Raw genomic sequence first — 16,771 nt, forward strand, 5'->3', positions numbered from 1 at the left:
GAACCACATCAAGGAATATAAATTCATTTAATTCTTCTTAACGAACACCAATAATTTTATATGATTTAAAAAAAAATCTTATTGAAGGTATAACTTATAATTTCTTAAATAACTTATATGGTTCAAAAAACTACTTGTAGAAAACGTCGTAAGCAAACCGAATCAAGGTTCCCACCACCACAATCAAAAAGAAAACTCTAATAAAACCATTTCCTTTATTAATTGCCAGCTTTGCACCCAGCCATCCGCCAAGTCCGTTGCTTATTGCCATAGGAATGGCAATTGTCCAGATGATTTTTCCTTTTATCATAAACAAACAAATCGAACCAAAATTAGTTGCCAGATTGACCATTTTAGCATTTGCAGATGCATGTAAAAAGTCAAAACCCAAAAGAGCAATAAAAGCAACTACAAAAAAACTTCCGGTTCCGGGACCAATAAAACCATCGTAAAAACCAACGATTGTGCTAATGACTACAGCATAAAATATTTGTGTTGCAGGAGAATGATCTTTGGCTTCATGCTGCCCAAAATTTTTCTTCGCATAAGTATATACAAACAATAAAGACAAAACCACAAGTAAAAGCGGTTTCATGAAATCATTACTTACCATCGTTAATAAAGTAGACCCCAAGAATGCCGAAGGAACTGCTAAACACATCATAATCAATAACAATTTCCATTGAATAACAACTTTTTTGAGGTATTGAAATGCCGCAAAAGCGGTTCCGGTAAAAGCAGGTAATTTTAAAGTTCCTATAACTGTCGAAACAGGCAGGTTAGGTAATAAAACTAATCCCATTGGGGTTTGAATCAATCCGCCACCACCCACAATCGCATCAATAAATCCGGCAGCAAAAGCCGCTAAACAAAGTAAAATAATAATGTATGAATCCATTAAAAAGTAGTATTGTATAAATTTTGAAACAGTTGCAAAAGTAAGTTTTCCGTTTTGTTTATTACCAAAAATTTAAAATGGATTTCTCCTCAAAAAGTATATTTTTGCTAAAAAATTTAACCCAAATGGATTTTACAAGAATTATAGAATTAGCCAGTTATACTTTACCGGCAATTGTTACCGGATTTGTTGCCTACAGTTTTTTTGAACTGCATATCAAAAACAATGATAAAAAACGTGCTTTTTTATTAAATAGAGAATATCAAAAACAGTCTTTACCAATACGTTTACAGGCTTACGAACGTATGACGTTATTTTTAGAGCGTATTAACCTGACTAAATTACTGATTAGAATTGCGCCAATTTCTAACGAAAAACACGATTACGAAAACTTTGTTATCGATCAGATCGAGCAAGAATTCGAGCATAACTTAACACAGCAAATTTACATGTCTGACGAATGTTGGACTATTATTACAACGGCTAAAAACTCAACTATACAAATTATTCGTAAAGCAGCTATGAGCGATCGTGTTGATAGTGCTGATAAATTACGTGAAGTGATTCTAAATGATTTACTAGAAAAACAGTCACCAAGTAATGCAGCTTTAGGATATATTAAAAATGAAGTAGCTGAGTTGTGGTAAATTGCCATTTTAGAGTACCAATTTTAGATTTTAGATTTTTATACTGAATCAATAATTAAGTTTCAGCAATAATCTAAAATCTAAAATAATATTACTGAAATTTACTCTCCAAAAAACTTAGGTTATTATCAATAAAAGCTTTTAGCAGCTCAATTGTTTTTTCTTTACTCTGATCAAGCAAGTCGGATGTAAAATTGTTGTTTAATTTTTCACTTAAACCAAACCACGTTTTTTGTATTTTGGGTCTTTTATAAAAAACATAAAATTCATATTTGTCAGGTGTTCCAACGGCAGAAATTGACAAACCATTTGCATTACTTAAATTTTCAAATTCAACCGAAGGAGAATAATAAACATCTTTTACTTTCTCTATTTCTTCTAAATGTAACTTCCACGGAAAATTTTCAACTATTTCCAATATTTGTGAAGAATCAATCTTTCCCTTTTCAATAATTTTTGGGTTTGTTGGTTCACAAATGCTATATCTAAATTGGCTCATATTTTATCCTTTATAATTTTCTGCTTCAAACATCTGTTTATAATCTTAGCTTTCTAATAAAACTATCTGTTATCACTCATTACTTCAGATTTATTCTGAGCATATTCATACCCTTGTTCCCACCATTCTTTCATGACTTCTTTATTAAAAATAAGTGCATTATCAGTAAGTTTTGTTGGTGTGTAATATAAGTTAAGTTTAACATTTTTGTTGTTTGCCATAAGTTTTCCTATTGCAATGTCGTGTTTTTCAACCTGATCCAAAGCAATTCGGAATAAGTCAATCATGAGTGAAAACGGGTTTTTACCAATAACAGTTTTGGTCATATTAACTTCGGTTTCCAAAATAATAACATCAATTTCTGTGGCACCACGATTAATCGCTTCACGAATAGGAACCAGACTCGAAAACCCGCCATCGCCATATTCGTAATTATTTTTCTCTACTAAACTCATAAACGGAACATAATTACTGGAAATCCAGGACCAATCGCAAAATTCTTCATAAGTACAATCTTTAACGGACTTATATTCTGATTCATTTTTAGTAAAATTAGTCACTGTTATAACAACATCGTTATTCAGTTTTTTTAGCTTATTAAAATCTGAGAGGGAGAAATTATTTCTGATATATCTCTTTAATCCTTTGCTTTCGCCAAAGGTTCTTTTTCCTTTAAAAAACTGACGCAATACATTGAAGTGGTTGATGGTTACAATATCTACTCCGTTCTTATTTTTGACTACAAAAGGGCAAATATTAAAAATGCTGTTCATCGTAACATTGGTATAAACAGAGTGGATTTTTTTGATGTGACCCAGCGCTAAATGCGGAATTAGTAAACTTCCTGTCGAAGTTCCTATAAATAAATCGTATTCGTGATTTTTTTCTTCTATTAAATATTGCGCCACACCACCGGCAAATGCGCCTTTACTTCCACCACCAGAAATAACCAATGCTCTCATGTTTTTAAAGTTATGTGTTTTTGAGTTATAAGCTATTAGTTTCGACTTTCTTTGTCTCGACTATCCTCACCACTTTATATGATTTTATATTTGATATTATGCTTTATGCTGTTTAATCTAAAGTTTGAAACTCATAACTTCTAATTTTTTACTTTTTCCTCCAGCAAACGATTCAGTTGAAATTGTTCATCGGGGGTCAAATTAGGCAAAATTCTTTCAAACGAAGCACGCAATTCAGAATTTTTTAATAAAGCCCGAATAGAATCTCTTCCAAACTTTGAAAACTGCCACATATGATGTGTTGTCGCATTTACCAAATTAGCTAAAACCTGATCGTTTATAATTTTAAACGAAAGCAACTTTTCAAGTGCATTTTGTCTCGTTGTAGCTTCATATTTAGTCGAAGAAAAAGCAATCAGCTCTGAAGCCAGATCCTCCGGATTATCACTATAATTTGGTGTTGACAATGCTAGTGACAACCATAAAGTTCGAAGGTTATAATCGTTAAAGCCAATCCAGTTTTTAGATCTGTTTAAATAATCCGTACGATGATCAGGAAAGTTTTTCCATAAATAATATAAAGCTATTTCTTGTGTCTGATACGAATTGTCATTTAATAAACTTTCGTATTCTATTCTAAAATCTTCCGGTATTTTATTCAATGAAGCTGCAACAGCTTGTCTAACCTGTACGTTATTTGTTTTTAGAGCCAGCTGCAAAAGAGTTTTTTTAGCATCATATTTTTCAGTTTCTAACTGATTTACAATTGCTTCTTTTACTGTTTCATAAACATTCGATTCTAATGTTTTCTTTAGAAATTCCTCTTTCTCTGCCAAAGGGGTTTTCTTTAATTTATCGACTTCTAAACGAACCTGAATCGCTTTGTTCTTACTCAATAATGCGTTGGCTGCAGGAGTATCAAAAGCAGTCGATTCTAACCAGGTTTTTTGAAACTGAACCAAATCAAAATCAGATACTTTTTTTATTTCATCAAAGAAGTTTTGTGTATTTACGGTTTGATATGCGTATTTCTTCAGATAATTTTTTATCGCTTTTTTAAAAGCTTTATCACCTATTGATTCATGCAGGACAAATAAAGCCCAGGCTCCTTTTTCGTAAAATGTTAAGGAACTTGCTTTGGCATTTAAAACCGGAATAGAATCGGTTCTGGATGCGAATTTTATCTGTTGTGCCGTTTCATAAAGTTTAGAATAAAAATAATCATCTCCGTAAATCTCTCTTTCAGCCAGTGCGGCATAATAAGTAGCAAATCCTTCCTGAAGCCAGTGATGTGTACTGCTTTCGGCTGTAATTAAATCACCAAACCAGTGATGTGCCAGTTCATGAGCATCAACATTCGTATAATTTCGATCTTCAAAACCTATAGAATCAACCACATAACGGGTTGCAAAAAGGGTTGTCGTAGTGTTTTCCATTCCCGCATACAGGAAATCACGAACAGGAATTTCTCTATAAATTTCCCAAGGGTACTTTACTCCTATTTCTTTCTCCAAAAAATCAAAAATACGTTTTGAATAACGATAGGTTGGTTCAAAACGATTCGCATCTTTATTTTCTAAATAATACTCTAATGGAATTCTGGATTTGGCTTTAAACTCTTTTTTATCATACTTTCCAATGGCAAGCATTAACAAATAAGAACTCATTGGTTTTTCCATTTGATATTGCCAATAAAACTGATTCTCCTTTTCGGTTTTATTTTCTAAAACTCCGTTAGAAACCACCTGATAATCTTTATCATACGTTATTCCCAGGCTAAAAACTACTTTTTCATTTACATCATCAAAACTAGGAAACCAGTTACTGGTATATCGTCCCTGACCTTGTGTCCAGATCTGAACTTCAGCATTTTTAATATTTACAAAATACAAGGCTTGTTTCGGTTTGGCTGAATATTCAAATGTGAGATGGTTTTCTCCTTTTTGAAAATTGCCAATAATTTTTAATTCTTTACCTGTATTAATAAAAACAACCTCTTTATTATCGATCTGAACTTTAGAAAATTCCATGTTTCTGGCATCGATTTTAATAGTATCAACAGGCTTTAAGACCTCAAATTGATAGTCTACGTTTCCTGAAACCGATTTTTCGATAGCATTTAACTTCAATTGCCCATTAACCGATTTAAAATCTACAAATTGGGTTTGTTGCGCAAAAGCGAAACCGGTAATAAATAGAAAGAGGTATTTCATTAAAATAAATTTGAAGGCGAAAATCCAAAGTTACAAAGGTTTCATCAACAAATCGAATGAAATTTGTAAGTTTACAATATAAAATTACAACAAATTGACAATACCTCAAAAAGCGCTATTTAACTGGAGCAGCGGAAAAGATTCGGCTCTGGCATTATATAAAATGTTACAAAATTCTGATTTTAAAATCGAATATTTAGTAACCAGTGTGAATCAGCAATTTCAACGTATTTCGATGCATGGTGTTCGTGTTGAGTTGTTGACAGCACAGGCAAAGAGTATTGGTTTACCATTAAAGATCATGCAGATTCCTGAAATGCCAACTATGGAAGTTTACGAAAATGTAATGTTTGAAACCTTGTCCGAAATAAAAAAAGAAGGGATCACACATGCTGTTTTTGGTGATATTTTTCTTGAAGATTTACGTAAATACCGGGAAGATCAATTGGCAAGACTTAACTTTCAGGCTATTTTTCCGCTTTGGAAGATTCCTACTCAGGATTTGATTCAGGAATTTATATCACTTGGTTTTAAAACAATTGTAGTTTGTGTTAACGAGCGTTATTTGGATAAAAGTTTTGTTGGCCGAATTATCGATCAGGATTTTATAAACGATTTACCTGAAAACGTTGATGTTTGTGGCGAAAACGGCGAATTTCATACTTTTACTTTTGACGGGCCTATTTTTTCAGAACCAGTGAAATTTGAAATTGGAGAAATTGTTTATCGAAAATACGAAAAGCCTAAAACAGAAACTACTTCTAACACCGCTTGCGATACAAATTCAAATGAAGTCTTTGATTATGGATTTTGGTATTGTGATTTAATTTCATAAAATGAAAACATCATATTTAAAAAAAACAGCAATACTTATTTTGCTCATTATTATGTCTTTTACTTTTCAAAGCTGTTTGGTAAGCCGATGCAAAAGACCTCAAATTGTTGGTTACGTTTATGATTCTATCACCAGAAAACCAATTGAAAATTGTAAAGTTGGAGAAAGTCTGACGGATATAAAAGGTTATTTTCGATTAAAAGAATTACGCTATTCTGAATTTGCTTTTGTTGGTTCTGAAGCTCCGCCATTAATGGTTGATGAGCCTGTTTATAAAGAAAATTACGAAAAGAAATCCATTAAATTGTTTAATAAATTTGGTAGCGGAATTAGAAAAGGCAGTCTGCATGATGCCGATACGATCTTTTTAAAAAGAAACGTCATAACAACTGATTACAAATAGTTTATAATTTAATTAAAAATATTATTTTTATTTAAAACTAAGTTTGTATGACTGTAAAAGAAAATCCTGAAGTACAAAAGGTTCTGTCTTTTCTTGATGAAATAGGAATAGATGTAATCGAAAAAGAATTAGACTCAACCTTTTTACCTGGTCTAAGTTTAGGCCCAAATTGTCTATATATCGATTATGATAAATTATTGTATCCCGGAGATATTCTGCATGAAGCAGGGCATTTGGCCGTTACCACTTCTGAGGAAAGAAAGATAGTAGGTACAACCGAAATTTCACCAGAATGGCCAACTCAGGGCGAAGAAATAGCCGCAATTTTATGGTCTTTTGCGGCATTAAATCATTTAAAACTACCACTTGATTTTGTGTTTCATGCGGACGGTTATAGAAATGCATCTAATTGGTACATTTCAAGTTTTAGCAATCAATCTTATATTGGTTTACCACTTCTCGAATGGATGGGGCTTTGTGTAGGCGAAGATCGCGCTGACAAAGAAGGAAAACCTGCATTTCCCACAATGCTCAAATGGATAAGGGATTAATCAGTAAATGAGATAATGATTTAAAAAAGTATTCATTATCTCATTTTCTGATTTAATTCTAAGCATACATACTCAGCAAATTGGTTACGGTGTTCCAGTTTCTAATAGTCGCTGTTACACTTAGTTTTTTCTCGATGTATTTTTGATCGAATCTTGTTTTTCCGGCTCCAACAGCATATTTAATAAAAATTCTGTTTCCGTCTATACTGGCTTCGTCGGGTTTAAACTGACTAATTTTAAGATCGTTTATATTTTCTTTTTTCAGGGACGTTGAAACAAATGCAACATACAGTTTTTTTGTATCAATATCTTTTTCTTTCAAATACGGATTGTTGGCAAAACATAACTCCAGGTCTTCTTTTGCAATTACAACAACAGGAACTTCATGTCCAAAAACCTTAAAGATTTCCTGTTTAATCATAAAACCCACTTTTGAAGCATCTTCTTCACTATCAACAAAAACATTTCCGGATTGCAAATACGTACGAACGTTTTGAAAACCAATATTTTCCAGCATTGTTTTCAATGCCTCCATTTTCATCATATTGTGACCAGAAACGTTGATACCGCGCAAAAGTGCTAAATGTGTTGTCATTTTTTATTTTTTGTGTAAAGATAAAAATTCAGATTCTTTCCTGTCTTTTTCTGATACTTTTATCGCTATAAAAGCTATTCTTCCTCTTCTCCTATTTCAATATCAAACTTTATTAAAAAATCGTTTAGTCTATTTTTGTATTTTACTTTGGCTTCGTTTACGATTTCTTCGGTTTCTTCGTTGGATGTTATAGAATCCAGATTAAATTCTTTTTTAGCCCATTCCTGAAACTCTTGTTTGTTTTCATTTTCTTCATAATATTCTTCATCCTGATAGAAGTACGCATTATCAAAATCAACTGAAATTTCTGTATCAAAAGTCAAAAGATGAATTAGTTTTCGGGCATTTTCTGCCACGACATGAATACCGCCTTCATCACCAAAAACAACAATTGGGCAATTATTTATATCACTGTCAATAAGCCAGTACGCATAAGTACTTCCTGAACCGTTTGCACCGGCAAATTCAATAAAACTAGTATAGAATTCTTCTTTTTCTGACCATGTTTTTATACCCGTTTTATCCTCTATTATTCTTAAACCAAAACATTCAGAATAGGTTTCTGATCCGTATTCCTGTTCAAATTCATAGAGTTTTAATAAATCTTCCGGCACTTTATAACTGCCAAACTGAGCCGAAAATTCTTCTAGTGAGAAACCGTTGTCATATGATGTGTATTCTGTTTCATCATTTTCTTCTTCATCAGAACGTTCTGCGGTAAGCACTTCAAAAGCTTTTATTACTGCATGTTTGATACAGTAAAATTCTATTCCCGGAGCCGTTTCATTATTGATCCATTGGTATTTCGGATTTCCGTCTTCATAAAGATACTCCAGAACCAATGTGATTTCCTGAGTTTCATGACACCATAAAGCACGCATTTTAATATCAAAGCCATTTGTGATTTCTTCTGAAATCTGACTGTATTTCATGTCTTCATAATCAAAAGAAACAAACACATATTTGGCACTTGTATTTTCTTCGTAAAGACTGCCATCATTTTTAAACTCTTGCTTTTCAGACAAAACTTCAATCATATTTATAAACTGACTGCGAAAATTGGTATAGGCATACTTTTCTGTTTTATCGTAATCAATAATCGACAATCCTTTTCTAAATACATCTTCATAGTAATTATTGCCTAATATTTCGGTACCGTAATCCGTGTATTCAATAAAAGTATCAGCAACAATATCAGATAATTTATGAGTTGACGGAAAGTAGTTTTCGACTGTTATAATAGATCCGTCAGCATCAGAAAGGTTACTGCAAATCAATACATCTGGTCTGTTTATATTCACAATAGTCTGAACATTTGTAAAACGTTCAAAATGCATGAGCATATCATCACTATAAATTAACCAGGCTGTAACGTCGCCTTTTGCAAAAAGTTCTCCATGATTGTATTCTCCTAAAAGTGCATCACATTTTAAGCCGCCGCCTAAATAATGTACACTTCCAAATAAAGTGATATTTACCGTTGTGGTTTCTCCCAATACAATCAAAGCCGGAGAATTGTCTGTATCAAAAGAACTTATCAGCTTCTTTACATTCAGATTTCCTTTAAAAATAAATCCCAGTATAAAAATATCCTGATGTTCTTCTGTGCTAAAATCCATTTCAAAAGATTCCATTTCGACATCATCTTCTGCCAGTAAGAAAATTGGATTTTCTTCATAATCAGGAAAACGCCAGGTATCTTCAAAAACGTTGTATATTTTTTCGTTGTTAAAATTGGTAAGATTTCCAATAATAGTATGCGCTTCATGTCGGTTAATAACTTTGAATGTAACACCGGCAAATACTATGGTTTCAAAAGGAACTTTTTCTTCTTTCATTACAATTGGGGCTTATAACTTTTTAAACAAATGTAATAATTATCTCTATTTATTAAAATAATAGAAATAGCTAAATATTAACAAAAAACTCTACCAGAAAGCTGATAGAGTTTTTTTTATTGTTATTTGAATTTATGTGTTGTAAGATATGATGTATCTATCTTGCTTTTTGATATACTAATCCGGGGCCGTCGCATGCCTGCCAGAAACTCACTAACAAACCTTCCTGGTTTATAGAAAGACTTTCTGTCAGATTGCCAAAACAAGTTCCTATAATTGGACTGTTTTCTTTGTAAGTTAACTCAAATGAGGTTCCTTTATCTGACTTTGTAGTTTTAAACGTTCCGCTGGCAGTTGTGGTTTTATTATCTGCAATTCTTGTTTTTACAAATGTTCCATTTGTATTAAAAACATACGATTCCTGCCATTCCAGCTTATCAAAAATTGTATTTGCAGTTCTAAAGGTTGTCATCTTAACTAAAGTCCATTTTCCGTAATAATCAGTTGCAGCAGGTGTTTTGGTATCATCCTTTGAACAGGAAATAAGACTAAGCATCAGAATAAAGATAATTCCAAGTTTTTTCATTTTATTTTAGTTTTATGAATTGGTTATACCTAATAGATTGAAATTCTGTTAAATGGTTGCTTCGATTTATAAAAAAATAACAGAAAAACTAATATTTTACTTCTGTTAGCCCATGAAATCAGCCTTCCGAAAAATAATAAAATTCCTCAAAAATGAAACATATCGTTAGATCGAATTGATTTTGAATACAGATAACACTTTCAAATTTCCTAATTAAAATCTATATTCGCTTTTTTAAAGAGTATAGAAAAACAGAATAAAGACTTAAATCTTTTCTCTGCATTCTACACTTTATATTGAGAATCTGAAAAGTCTAAAGATCTAACTATCTAAAAAAAGATGTCTAATAATCTCCTTGAAACTCCAATTGAATACTTAAAAGGTGTTGGCCCTAGTCGTGGTCAGTTGCTTCGTAAGGAATTGGGGATTCATAAATATGGAGATTTGGTTAATTTTTTTCCCAACAGATATATTGACAGAACACGATATTACAGAATCAATGAACTTCAGAATACAGGTACAGAAGTTCAGATTATTGGAAAAATCATCAATATCAAAACGGTTGAATTTGCTAAAAACAAGAAACGTCTGGTCGCTACATTTGTGGATGATACAGGGCAAATTGACTTAAACTGGTTTCAGGGCCATAAATGGATTCGTGAAACCTTAAAACTGAATGAGCCACTTGTTATTTTTGGAAAATGTTCTCTTTACGGAAGTCAGTTTAGTATGGCGCATCCGGAAATTGAACTTTTAAAAGAACATGAAAAAAGTCTTCGTTCTGCCATGCAGCCTGTTTATCCTTCGACAGAAACCCTGACCAACAGAGGAATCTCAAACCGGACGATCAATAAGCTAATGGAACAATTGTTTCTTGAAACCCAAGCTTTATTTACTGAAACTTTTCCGCCTTATTTGATTGAAGAATTAAGATTAATTTCAAAAAGAGCTGCTTTATTCAACATTCATTTTCCTAAAAGTACTGATGCTTTGGCAAAAGCCCAATTTAGATTAAAATTTGAAGAATTGTTCTTTATTCAGCTTCAGTTAATCACCAAAAATCTTATTCGGAAACATAAAATAAAAGGACATCCGTTTACAAAAGTAGGCGAGTTTTTTAATGAATTTTATAAAAACCATCTTCCTTTTCAGTTAACCAATGCTCAAAAAAGAGTGGTTAAAGAAATTCGTTCAGATATGGGAAGCAATGCTCAAATGAACCGCTTATTACAGGGAGATGTTGGATCCGGAAAAACAATTGTAGCCTTTTTAAGTATGCTTCTGGCTATTGATAATGGTTTTCAGGCATGTTTGATGGCACCAACAGAAATTCTTGCCAATCAGCATTTTATTGGTTTATCTGAACTGGCTGTAACGCTTAATATCAATATAAAAATACTAACAGGTTCTACAAAAACTTCAGAAAGAAGAATTATTCATGAAGAACTTGAAAACGGAAGTTTACAAATCCTGATTGGTACACACGCTTTATTAGAAGATAAGGTAAAGTTTCAAAATCTTGGTTTAGCCGTAATTGATGAACAACATCGTTTTGGTGTAGAGCAAAGATCAAAATTATGGAAGAAAAACGAAATTCCGCCACATGTTTTGGTTATGACTGCAACGCCAATTCCGAGAACTTTAGCAATGAGTTTGTATGGTGATTTGGATATTTCTGTAATTGATGAATTACCGCCGGGAAGAAAGCCTATTGAAACTGCTCATCGTTTTGACTCCAATCGCTTAAAAGTCTGGAAGTTTCTGCGTGATGAAATTGCTAAAGGCAGGCAAATTTATATCGTTTATCCTTTAATACAGGAATCCGAAAAAATGGATTACAAGGATTTAATGGATGGTTACGAAAGTATTTCGCGTGATTTTCCATTGCCCCAATATTCCATTTCTATTTTGCATGGAAAAATGAAACCGGCAGATAAAGATGCCGAAATGAAACGATTCTCTGAAGGAAAAACTAATATTATGGTTGCTACAACCGTAATTGAAGTAGGTGTAAATGTTCCTAATGCCAGTGTAATGATTATTGAAAGTGCTGAACGTTTTGGTTTATCACAACTACACCAGTTACGTGGTCGTGTTGGCCGTGGAGCTGAACAAAGTTATTGCATCCTGATGACAAGCCATAAATTAAGTTCTGACAGTAAAATACGTATGGAAACTATGGTTCAGACCAATGATGGCTTCGAAATTGCCGAAGTCGATCTGAAACTTCGAGGTCCCGGAGACTTAATGGGAACACAGCAAAGTGGTGTTTTAAATCTTCAAATTGCCGATATTGTCCGTGACCGTGATATTCTAGGTTTAGCCCGAAACTATGCCATGAAAATCTTAAAAGAAGACGGACCTTTACAAAAACCGGAACATGCTGTCCTGAAAGCGGTTTTTATCGAATTGACAAAAAAGAAGAATATCTGGAATTATATTAGTTGATTTCAAGATGCTATGGGACTAAGATTTTTTTTAGAGGTTCAAAGTGGCAGAGTTGCAGAGTGGCAAAGGTTTAACTTAATACATTATTGTCATTCTGAGCGAAGTCGAAGACTTATAAAAACTAAACCTGAAACACTATTGTCATCCTGAGCGAAGTCGAAAGCTTATAAAAACGAAACTCGAAACACTATTGTCATCCTGAGCGAAGTCGAAAGCTTATAAAAACGAAACTCGAAACACTATTGTCATCCTGAGCGAAGTCGAAGGCTTATAAAAACGAAACCTGAAACACTATTGTCATCCTGAGCGAAGTCGAAGGCTTATGAATAAAAAAACTTAGAACCTTAGCCCCTTAGAACCTCAGAAACTTAAAAAAAATATACTTCACTGCAATAAACCAAACATTCAATTACTGTTTTACAGGTGATTTAGATTTGTTGGGGGACAATCTTTAAGTTTGAAGTTTAAGCTTATACAATGAAGCATATATTTTACTCTGTACTATTATTTTTTAGGTGGTGTTTTCTTTTCGAATAAACCACTGAATAATCCTTTACTTATTTTATTTTTATCATCTTTTCCTGTAGCGATCAGATGATCAATATATTCCATATACGTTTTTTTACGTTCTTCCAGAAAACCAATTAAATAATCTTCAGAAGCGCCAAGACCACTCACCTCTTCAATATGAAGCAGTTTTTTGTATAAAGGCTCAATAAACTTGACGATAATATCTTCCGGAACGGATTTTCTGGTACCAAAAAAGCCGGCTATTTCACCTTCTTCATCGGCTATGATTTTAAAATCAGTAACTACCCAATAATACCTTCCGGTTTTAGACATATTCTTTATAACGACATGAATGTTCTGACTGGACTTAATACTGTCCCATAAAAATTTGAAAATCACTTTTGGCATATCAGGATGTCGCACCACATTATGGGGCTGACCAATTAGTTCATGCTCATCATATCCTGACACATCTATAAAAGCTTCATTAGCATATAATATGGTTCCTTTTGTGTCTGTTTTACTTAATAATACTTTAGTTTTATTCCAATCAACTTCTCTATCTGACGGAGTCGGGCGGTTAGTTCTAATGTCCATAAATTTTGTATTTTAAATTACTATACAATTGCTTTTTTGCGTATAAATCGAAGTCTTTAAAGTATTTGTTTGAATTAAGCTTTTTATCTAAATTAACTTTGACCTCTGTTGTTGGTTGATTTAACGTGAATATCGTTTACCAAATCATCAATTTTTTTAGCACTTTCTCTCATCATTTCCAGATAACTCAATAACTGATCATTATCTGTATGTCCTTTTGAAACATCAATAAGCTTAAGTACTGAGGTTACAGGTAACTTTAAATCAATTGTAGTTTTGTGAATAAAATCATTATAATCTTTTGTTGCGGTCATCGAACTGTATTTTGCCGATGCTAACTTGATATTTTCCAGTTCATATTCATCAGAAATTTTAGAAATATGCTTTTGGCTGTGTTCTTTAAAGTAATAAGCCCAATATCCGTTCATAAAGAAAACTACAGCTGCCAGAACAACGTGAATAATAAGTGTTTCAAAATCAAAATTCACCTGCGAGAAATACAATTGCAATCCTTTTGGATCAGTGTAAATAAAATTTTGCATATACGCTAAAGCAGCGTGATGTAAAACTACCAGAAAAGTTAACGGAATCTGAAGCTTCCAGTTTTGGTAAATAATTAAAATCGTACTGGCAATAAATACCGTGAAATGCATTTCAAATAATCCATGCATCTGATAAATGTATTGTGCCATAAATATAGCCAGTACAACCGACAATACATATTGATAGAAATTAGAATTCTTAAAGAAAAATTTTGCAGAATAGTACAATAATAAATTCAGGGTCCCTACTCCCACGCCAATTTCAAAGGTGTCATACTTAAAAGCTAAGGCAATTCCCAAGAGGAAATAAGCGGCAAGGACATAATTAATAATAGTATCTGATTTTTGTGTCATTGTCGACATAAAACTGTGCAGATAATCTTGTTCATTCAAACTGGCTTTTGTTTTCATAAATTAAATAGATTAGGTTAAGAAAATAGATTTATTTAGTGCAATTTGGTAGCGAACATCCATAAGCTCTCAATGCTAAGGCATCAAATGAAGGAGAGCTGTTTTCTTTTAATAATGAATCAATGGCCATTTGGGCATAGTTACTGTCTGCATTGGTACAATATCTGGTTTTATTGTAATTTCCGCGATAATATAAATTTTGAGAATCGTCTAACAGAACCGCCTGGGGCGTTGAGAATACACCGCAGCTTTTTGCAATACCGGAATCAAAATAAACCGGAATTTTGGCGTCAAATTTTTGCTGAATTTCTTCTATTGTAAAGTTTCTTTTTTTGTTAAGTACAACAATTTTAAAGTTGATTCGGTCACCATATTTTTTAATCAAACCGGTAACATGTGGAATGTTAAATCGGGAACAAGGACAATCCGGATTAAAAAAATGAATAAAAATAGGTCTGCTGTCAGCAATACAGCATTTTAAATCTACTTTGCTTCCCAGCGCTATTTTATGATAGTTTTGAGGAACCGGAGTTGGCAAACTGTATTTATATTCATTTTGCCAGAACAATACTGAAATTGCAGCCAGTAATAACGTAAACCATAATGCAGCAAGTAATTTTTTTAGCATAAATCAGTAGTTTTGGGGTTACTAAAAACGAATAATGTATAAACAATTGTTAATTACTTTATTATATTACAATACAATTTTAACTTAAAAACAAATAAAAAACCTACACATTTTTACGCTTAACCTCCAAAAACATTACTATTCTCACAAAAAAATATCATTTTGTTTAAGCTTATCAATGTTACGAATAAAATCGATAAAGTGCAAAAAAAATCAGACAAAAAACTTTAAAATAATATTTCATCATCTTTTTCTCATTTTAAAAACACGTATTTTTACTGTATTTATAAATCAAAACCTACAAATAAACTAGTTTTTATGAGTATAAATGTTATTTTTTGCCTTAAAAAAATAATCTAAAACTTTTTACGACTACGTTAAACCATTGTAAACTTTATTGGTCTAAACACTGCCCTTATTTAAAATTTGTACGTACAAGTGTTAAATAAAAGCTAAGCTCTTTAGTTTTCGCAACAAAAAGTTAAATTTGTGAGCTTACTAAAACATATACCAAAAAAATACATTTACCTCAATTTTATGAAAGTAAAAAACCTAGTTTATGCCCTACTAATCATCGGATTAGGAGGATTTATTGCCTACAGAGTCGTTTCCAACAAAAGTAAAAACGATGATTCAAAAAAATCAGGAGACAAGAACTCTCCAACAACAGTTACAGGAATTGTAGTTAAAACAACCACTTTTGATAATAATTTATCACTATCCGGATCCATTGAAGCAAATGAACAAATTGAAATTCACAGTGAAGTTTCGGGAATTGTTGAAGGAATTTATTTTACTGAAGGCACTTATGTAAACAAAGGTCAGGTACTTTTTAAAGTAAATGATATTGAATTAAAAGCACAGTTAAGACAAGCTCTTACTAAAGAAGGTTTAGCTGCCGAAAATGAAAGAAGAGCAAAATTACTGCTTCAAAAAGAAGCTATCAGCCAGGAAGAATTTGATGTTGCAAATGCTGATTATGCTTCGATGAAAGCTCAAACTCAATTAATCAAAGCACAAATAGCAAAAACAGCTGTAAAGGCTCCTTTTTCAGGAAAAATTGGTTTGCGTACCATTTCTCCGGGAACTTATATTACTCCAACTGTTTTAGTAGCTAAATTGGTTAACACAACAAAATTAAAAATCACATTTTCGATTCCAGAAAAATATGCTTCGCAGGTAAAATCAGGTTCAGTAATAGAATTTACTGTTTCCGGTTCAGACAAAGTTTACACTGCAAAAATATACGCCATCGAACCTGAAGTAGAAGTTGCTACACGTACTTTACAAGTTCGCGCCATTGCTGATAATACCGATGGAAAACTTTTCCCTGGAACCTTTGCAGACGTAAAACTACCTTTAAACATCATAAAAGATGCTATCGTTGTTCCTACAGAAGCTATTATTCCGGTACAAAACGGTAAAAAAGTATACATCTCAGATATGGGTAAAGCCAAAGAAGTGATGGTTGATGCTACAACGAGAACAGATTCTTCTATTTTGATTTTATCAGGATTAAAAGCCGGAGACACTTTAATTACAAGCGGTGTTATGTCGCTAAAAAATGAAGCTCCAATAAAAGTTATAGTAAAAAAATAATCTTTGAAT

The 16,771-nt window shown here is 32.5% G+C and carries 16 protein-coding genes; 6 read left to right on the forward strand and 10 right to left on the reverse strand.

Features of this window, described 5'->3' with window-relative positions; all coding sequences use genetic code 11:
• Positions 1–130: 130 nt before the first annotated feature.
• Complete coding sequence (locus tag A4F88_RS02395) at positions 131–898, reverse strand: sulfite exporter TauE/SafE family protein (RefSeq protein WP_068840929.1); 768 nt, start codon at positions 896–898, stop codon at positions 131–133.
• Positions 899–1,023: 125 nt separating this feature from the next.
• On the opposite strand from A4F88_RS02395, the gene A4F88_RS02400 reads away from it, so the two are divergent.
• Positions 1,024–1,545: a DUF7935 family protein gene (locus A4F88_RS02400; RefSeq protein ID WP_068841441.1), complete on the forward strand. Its 522-nt coding sequence runs from the start codon at positions 1,024–1,026 to the stop codon at positions 1,543–1,545.
• Between the two features lie 91 nt (positions 1,546–1,636).
• Here A4F88_RS02400 and A4F88_RS02405 read toward each other — a convergent pair whose 3' ends face one another.
• From A4F88_RS02405 to A4F88_RS02415, 3 genes are all read right to left on the reverse strand, one after another.
• Positions 1,637–2,044, reverse strand: coding sequence for a hypothetical protein (locus A4F88_RS02405; RefSeq protein ID WP_068840930.1), 408 nt, complete (start codon positions 2,042–2,044; stop codon positions 1,637–1,639).
• 62 nt (positions 2,045–2,106) lie between these two features.
• Positions 2,107–3,006, reverse strand: coding sequence for a patatin-like phospholipase family protein (locus A4F88_RS02410; protein ID WP_068840931.1), 900 nt, complete (start codon positions 3,004–3,006; stop codon positions 2,107–2,109).
• A gap of 140 nt (positions 3,007–3,146) precedes the next feature.
• Positions 3,147–5,219, reverse strand: coding sequence for a M1 family metallopeptidase (locus A4F88_RS02415; RefSeq protein ID WP_068840932.1), 2,073 nt, complete (start codon positions 5,217–5,219; stop codon positions 3,147–3,149).
• 100 nt (positions 5,220–5,319) lie between these two features.
• On the opposite strand from A4F88_RS02415, the gene A4F88_RS02420 reads away from it, so the two are divergent.
• Genes A4F88_RS02420 through A4F88_RS02430 form a run of 3 tightly spaced genes read left to right on the forward strand, consistent with a single transcriptional unit; the run spans position 5,320 to position 7,008 of the window.
• Positions 5,320–6,054, forward strand: a complete 735-nt coding sequence (locus A4F88_RS02420; RefSeq protein WP_068841442.1) for a Dph6-related ATP pyrophosphatase — start codon at positions 5,320–5,322, stop codon at positions 6,052–6,054.
• 1 nt (position 6,055) lies between these two features.
• Entirely contained in the window at positions 6,056–6,457 is a 402-nt protein-coding gene (locus tag A4F88_RS02425) for a hypothetical protein (protein ID WP_068840933.1), read from the forward strand.
• A 47-nt stretch (positions 6,458–6,504) separates the two neighbouring features.
• A complete protein-coding gene (locus A4F88_RS02430; RefSeq protein ID WP_068840934.1) occupies positions 6,505–7,008 on the forward strand; it encodes a hypothetical protein in 504 nt (167 codons plus the stop codon).
• 58 nt (positions 7,009–7,066) lie between these two features.
• Here A4F88_RS02430 and A4F88_RS02435 read toward each other — a convergent pair whose 3' ends face one another.
• The 3 genes from A4F88_RS02435 to A4F88_RS02445 all read right to left on the reverse strand — a co-directional run bounded on the left by A4F88_RS02435 (position 7,067) and on the right by A4F88_RS02445 (position 10,027).
• Entirely contained in the window at positions 7,067–7,603 is a 537-nt protein-coding gene (locus A4F88_RS02435; protein ID WP_068840935.1) for a DUF1697 domain-containing protein, read from the reverse strand.
• A 74-nt stretch (positions 7,604–7,677) separates the two neighbouring features.
• Positions 7,678–9,441, reverse strand: coding sequence for a hypothetical protein (locus tag A4F88_RS02440; protein ID WP_068840936.1), 1,764 nt, complete (start codon positions 9,439–9,441; stop codon positions 7,678–7,680).
• Positions 9,442–9,598: 157 nt separating this feature from the next.
• Entirely contained in the window at positions 9,599–10,027 is a 429-nt protein-coding gene (locus A4F88_RS02445) for a hypothetical protein (protein ID WP_068840937.1), read from the reverse strand.
• A 339-nt stretch (positions 10,028–10,366) separates the two neighbouring features.
• Between A4F88_RS02445 and recG the strand changes: the two genes are divergently transcribed.
• Positions 10,367–12,475 (forward strand): ATP-dependent DNA helicase RecG, encoded by a 2,109-nt coding sequence (recG, locus tag A4F88_RS02450; RefSeq protein ID WP_068840938.1) that lies wholly within the window; start codon positions 10,367–10,369, stop codon positions 12,473–12,475.
• 504 nt (positions 12,476–12,979) lie between these two features.
• Here recG and A4F88_RS02455 read toward each other — a convergent pair.
• From A4F88_RS02455 to A4F88_RS02465, 3 genes are all read right to left on the reverse strand, one after another.
• Positions 12,980–13,582 (reverse strand): PAS domain-containing protein, encoded by a 603-nt coding sequence (locus A4F88_RS02455; RefSeq protein WP_068840939.1) that lies wholly within the window; start codon positions 13,580–13,582, stop codon positions 12,980–12,982.
• A gap of 92 nt (positions 13,583–13,674) precedes the next feature.
• Positions 13,675–14,535: a hypothetical protein gene (locus A4F88_RS02460; protein WP_068840940.1), complete on the reverse strand. Its 861-nt coding sequence runs from the start codon at positions 14,533–14,535 to the stop codon at positions 13,675–13,677.
• A gap of 31 nt (positions 14,536–14,566) precedes the next feature.
• Positions 14,567–15,163, reverse strand: coding sequence for a DUF6436 domain-containing protein (locus A4F88_RS02465; protein ID WP_068840941.1), 597 nt, complete (start codon positions 15,161–15,163; stop codon positions 14,567–14,569).
• A gap of 537 nt (positions 15,164–15,700) precedes the next feature.
• Between A4F88_RS02465 and A4F88_RS02470 the strand changes: the two genes are divergently transcribed.
• Positions 15,701–16,762, forward strand: coding sequence for an efflux RND transporter periplasmic adaptor subunit (locus tag A4F88_RS02470; protein ID WP_068840942.1), 1,062 nt, complete (start codon positions 15,701–15,703; stop codon positions 16,760–16,762).
• Positions 16,763–16,771 lie beyond the last annotated feature (9 nt).

The organism is Flavobacterium chilense, from assembly GCF_001602525.1.
Lineage (GTDB): Bacteria > Bacteroidota > Bacteroidia > Flavobacteriales > Flavobacteriaceae > Flavobacterium > Flavobacterium chilense.

Coding starts and splice junctions, on each gene's coding strand:
- A4F88_RS02415 (WP_068840932.1), bottom strand. CDS start 5,219: ATGAAATACCTCTTTCTATTTATTACCGGTTTCGCTTTTGCGCAACAA.
- A4F88_RS02430 (WP_068840934.1), top strand. CDS start 6,505: ATGACTGTAAAAGAAAATCCTGAAGTACAAAAGGTTCTGTCTTTTCTT.
- A4F88_RS02435 (WP_068840935.1), bottom strand. CDS start 7,603: ATGACAACACATTTAGCACTTTTGCGCGGTATCAACGTTTCTGGTCAC.
- A4F88_RS02460 (WP_068840940.1), bottom strand. CDS start 14,535: ATGAAAACAAAAGCCAGTTTGAATGAACAAGATTATCTGCACAGTTTT.
- A4F88_RS02440 (WP_068840936.1), bottom strand. CDS start 9,441: ATGAAAGAAGAAAAAGTTCCTTTTGAAACCATAGTATTTGCCGGTGTT.
- A4F88_RS02405 (WP_068840930.1), bottom strand. CDS start 2,044: ATGAGCCAATTTAGATATAGCATTTGTGAACCAACAAACCCAAAAATT.
- A4F88_RS02425 (WP_068840933.1), top strand. CDS start 6,056: ATGAAAACATCATATTTAAAAAAAACAGCAATACTTATTTTGCTCATT.
- A4F88_RS02455 (WP_068840939.1), bottom strand. CDS start 13,582: ATGGACATTAGAACTAACCGCCCGACTCCGTCAGATAGAGAAGTTGAT.
- recG (WP_068840938.1), top strand. CDS start 10,367: ATGTCTAATAATCTCCTTGAAACTCCAATTGAATACTTAAAAGGTGTT.
- A4F88_RS02395 (WP_068840929.1), bottom strand. CDS start 898: ATGGATTCATACATTATTATTTTACTTTGTTTAGCGGCTTTTGCTGCC.
- A4F88_RS02470 (WP_068840942.1), top strand. CDS start 15,701: ATGAAAGTAAAAAACCTAGTTTATGCCCTACTAATCATCGGATTAGGA.
- A4F88_RS02465 (WP_068840941.1), bottom strand. CDS start 15,163: ATGCTAAAAAAATTACTTGCTGCATTATGGTTTACGTTATTACTGGCT.
- A4F88_RS02400 (WP_068841441.1), top strand. CDS start 1,024: ATGGATTTTACAAGAATTATAGAATTAGCCAGTTATACTTTACCGGCA.
- A4F88_RS02445 (WP_068840937.1), bottom strand. CDS start 10,027: ATGAAAAAACTTGGAATTATCTTTATTCTGATGCTTAGTCTTATTTCC.
- A4F88_RS02410 (WP_068840931.1), bottom strand. CDS start 3,006: ATGAGAGCATTGGTTATTTCTGGTGGTGGAAGTAAAGGCGCATTTGCC.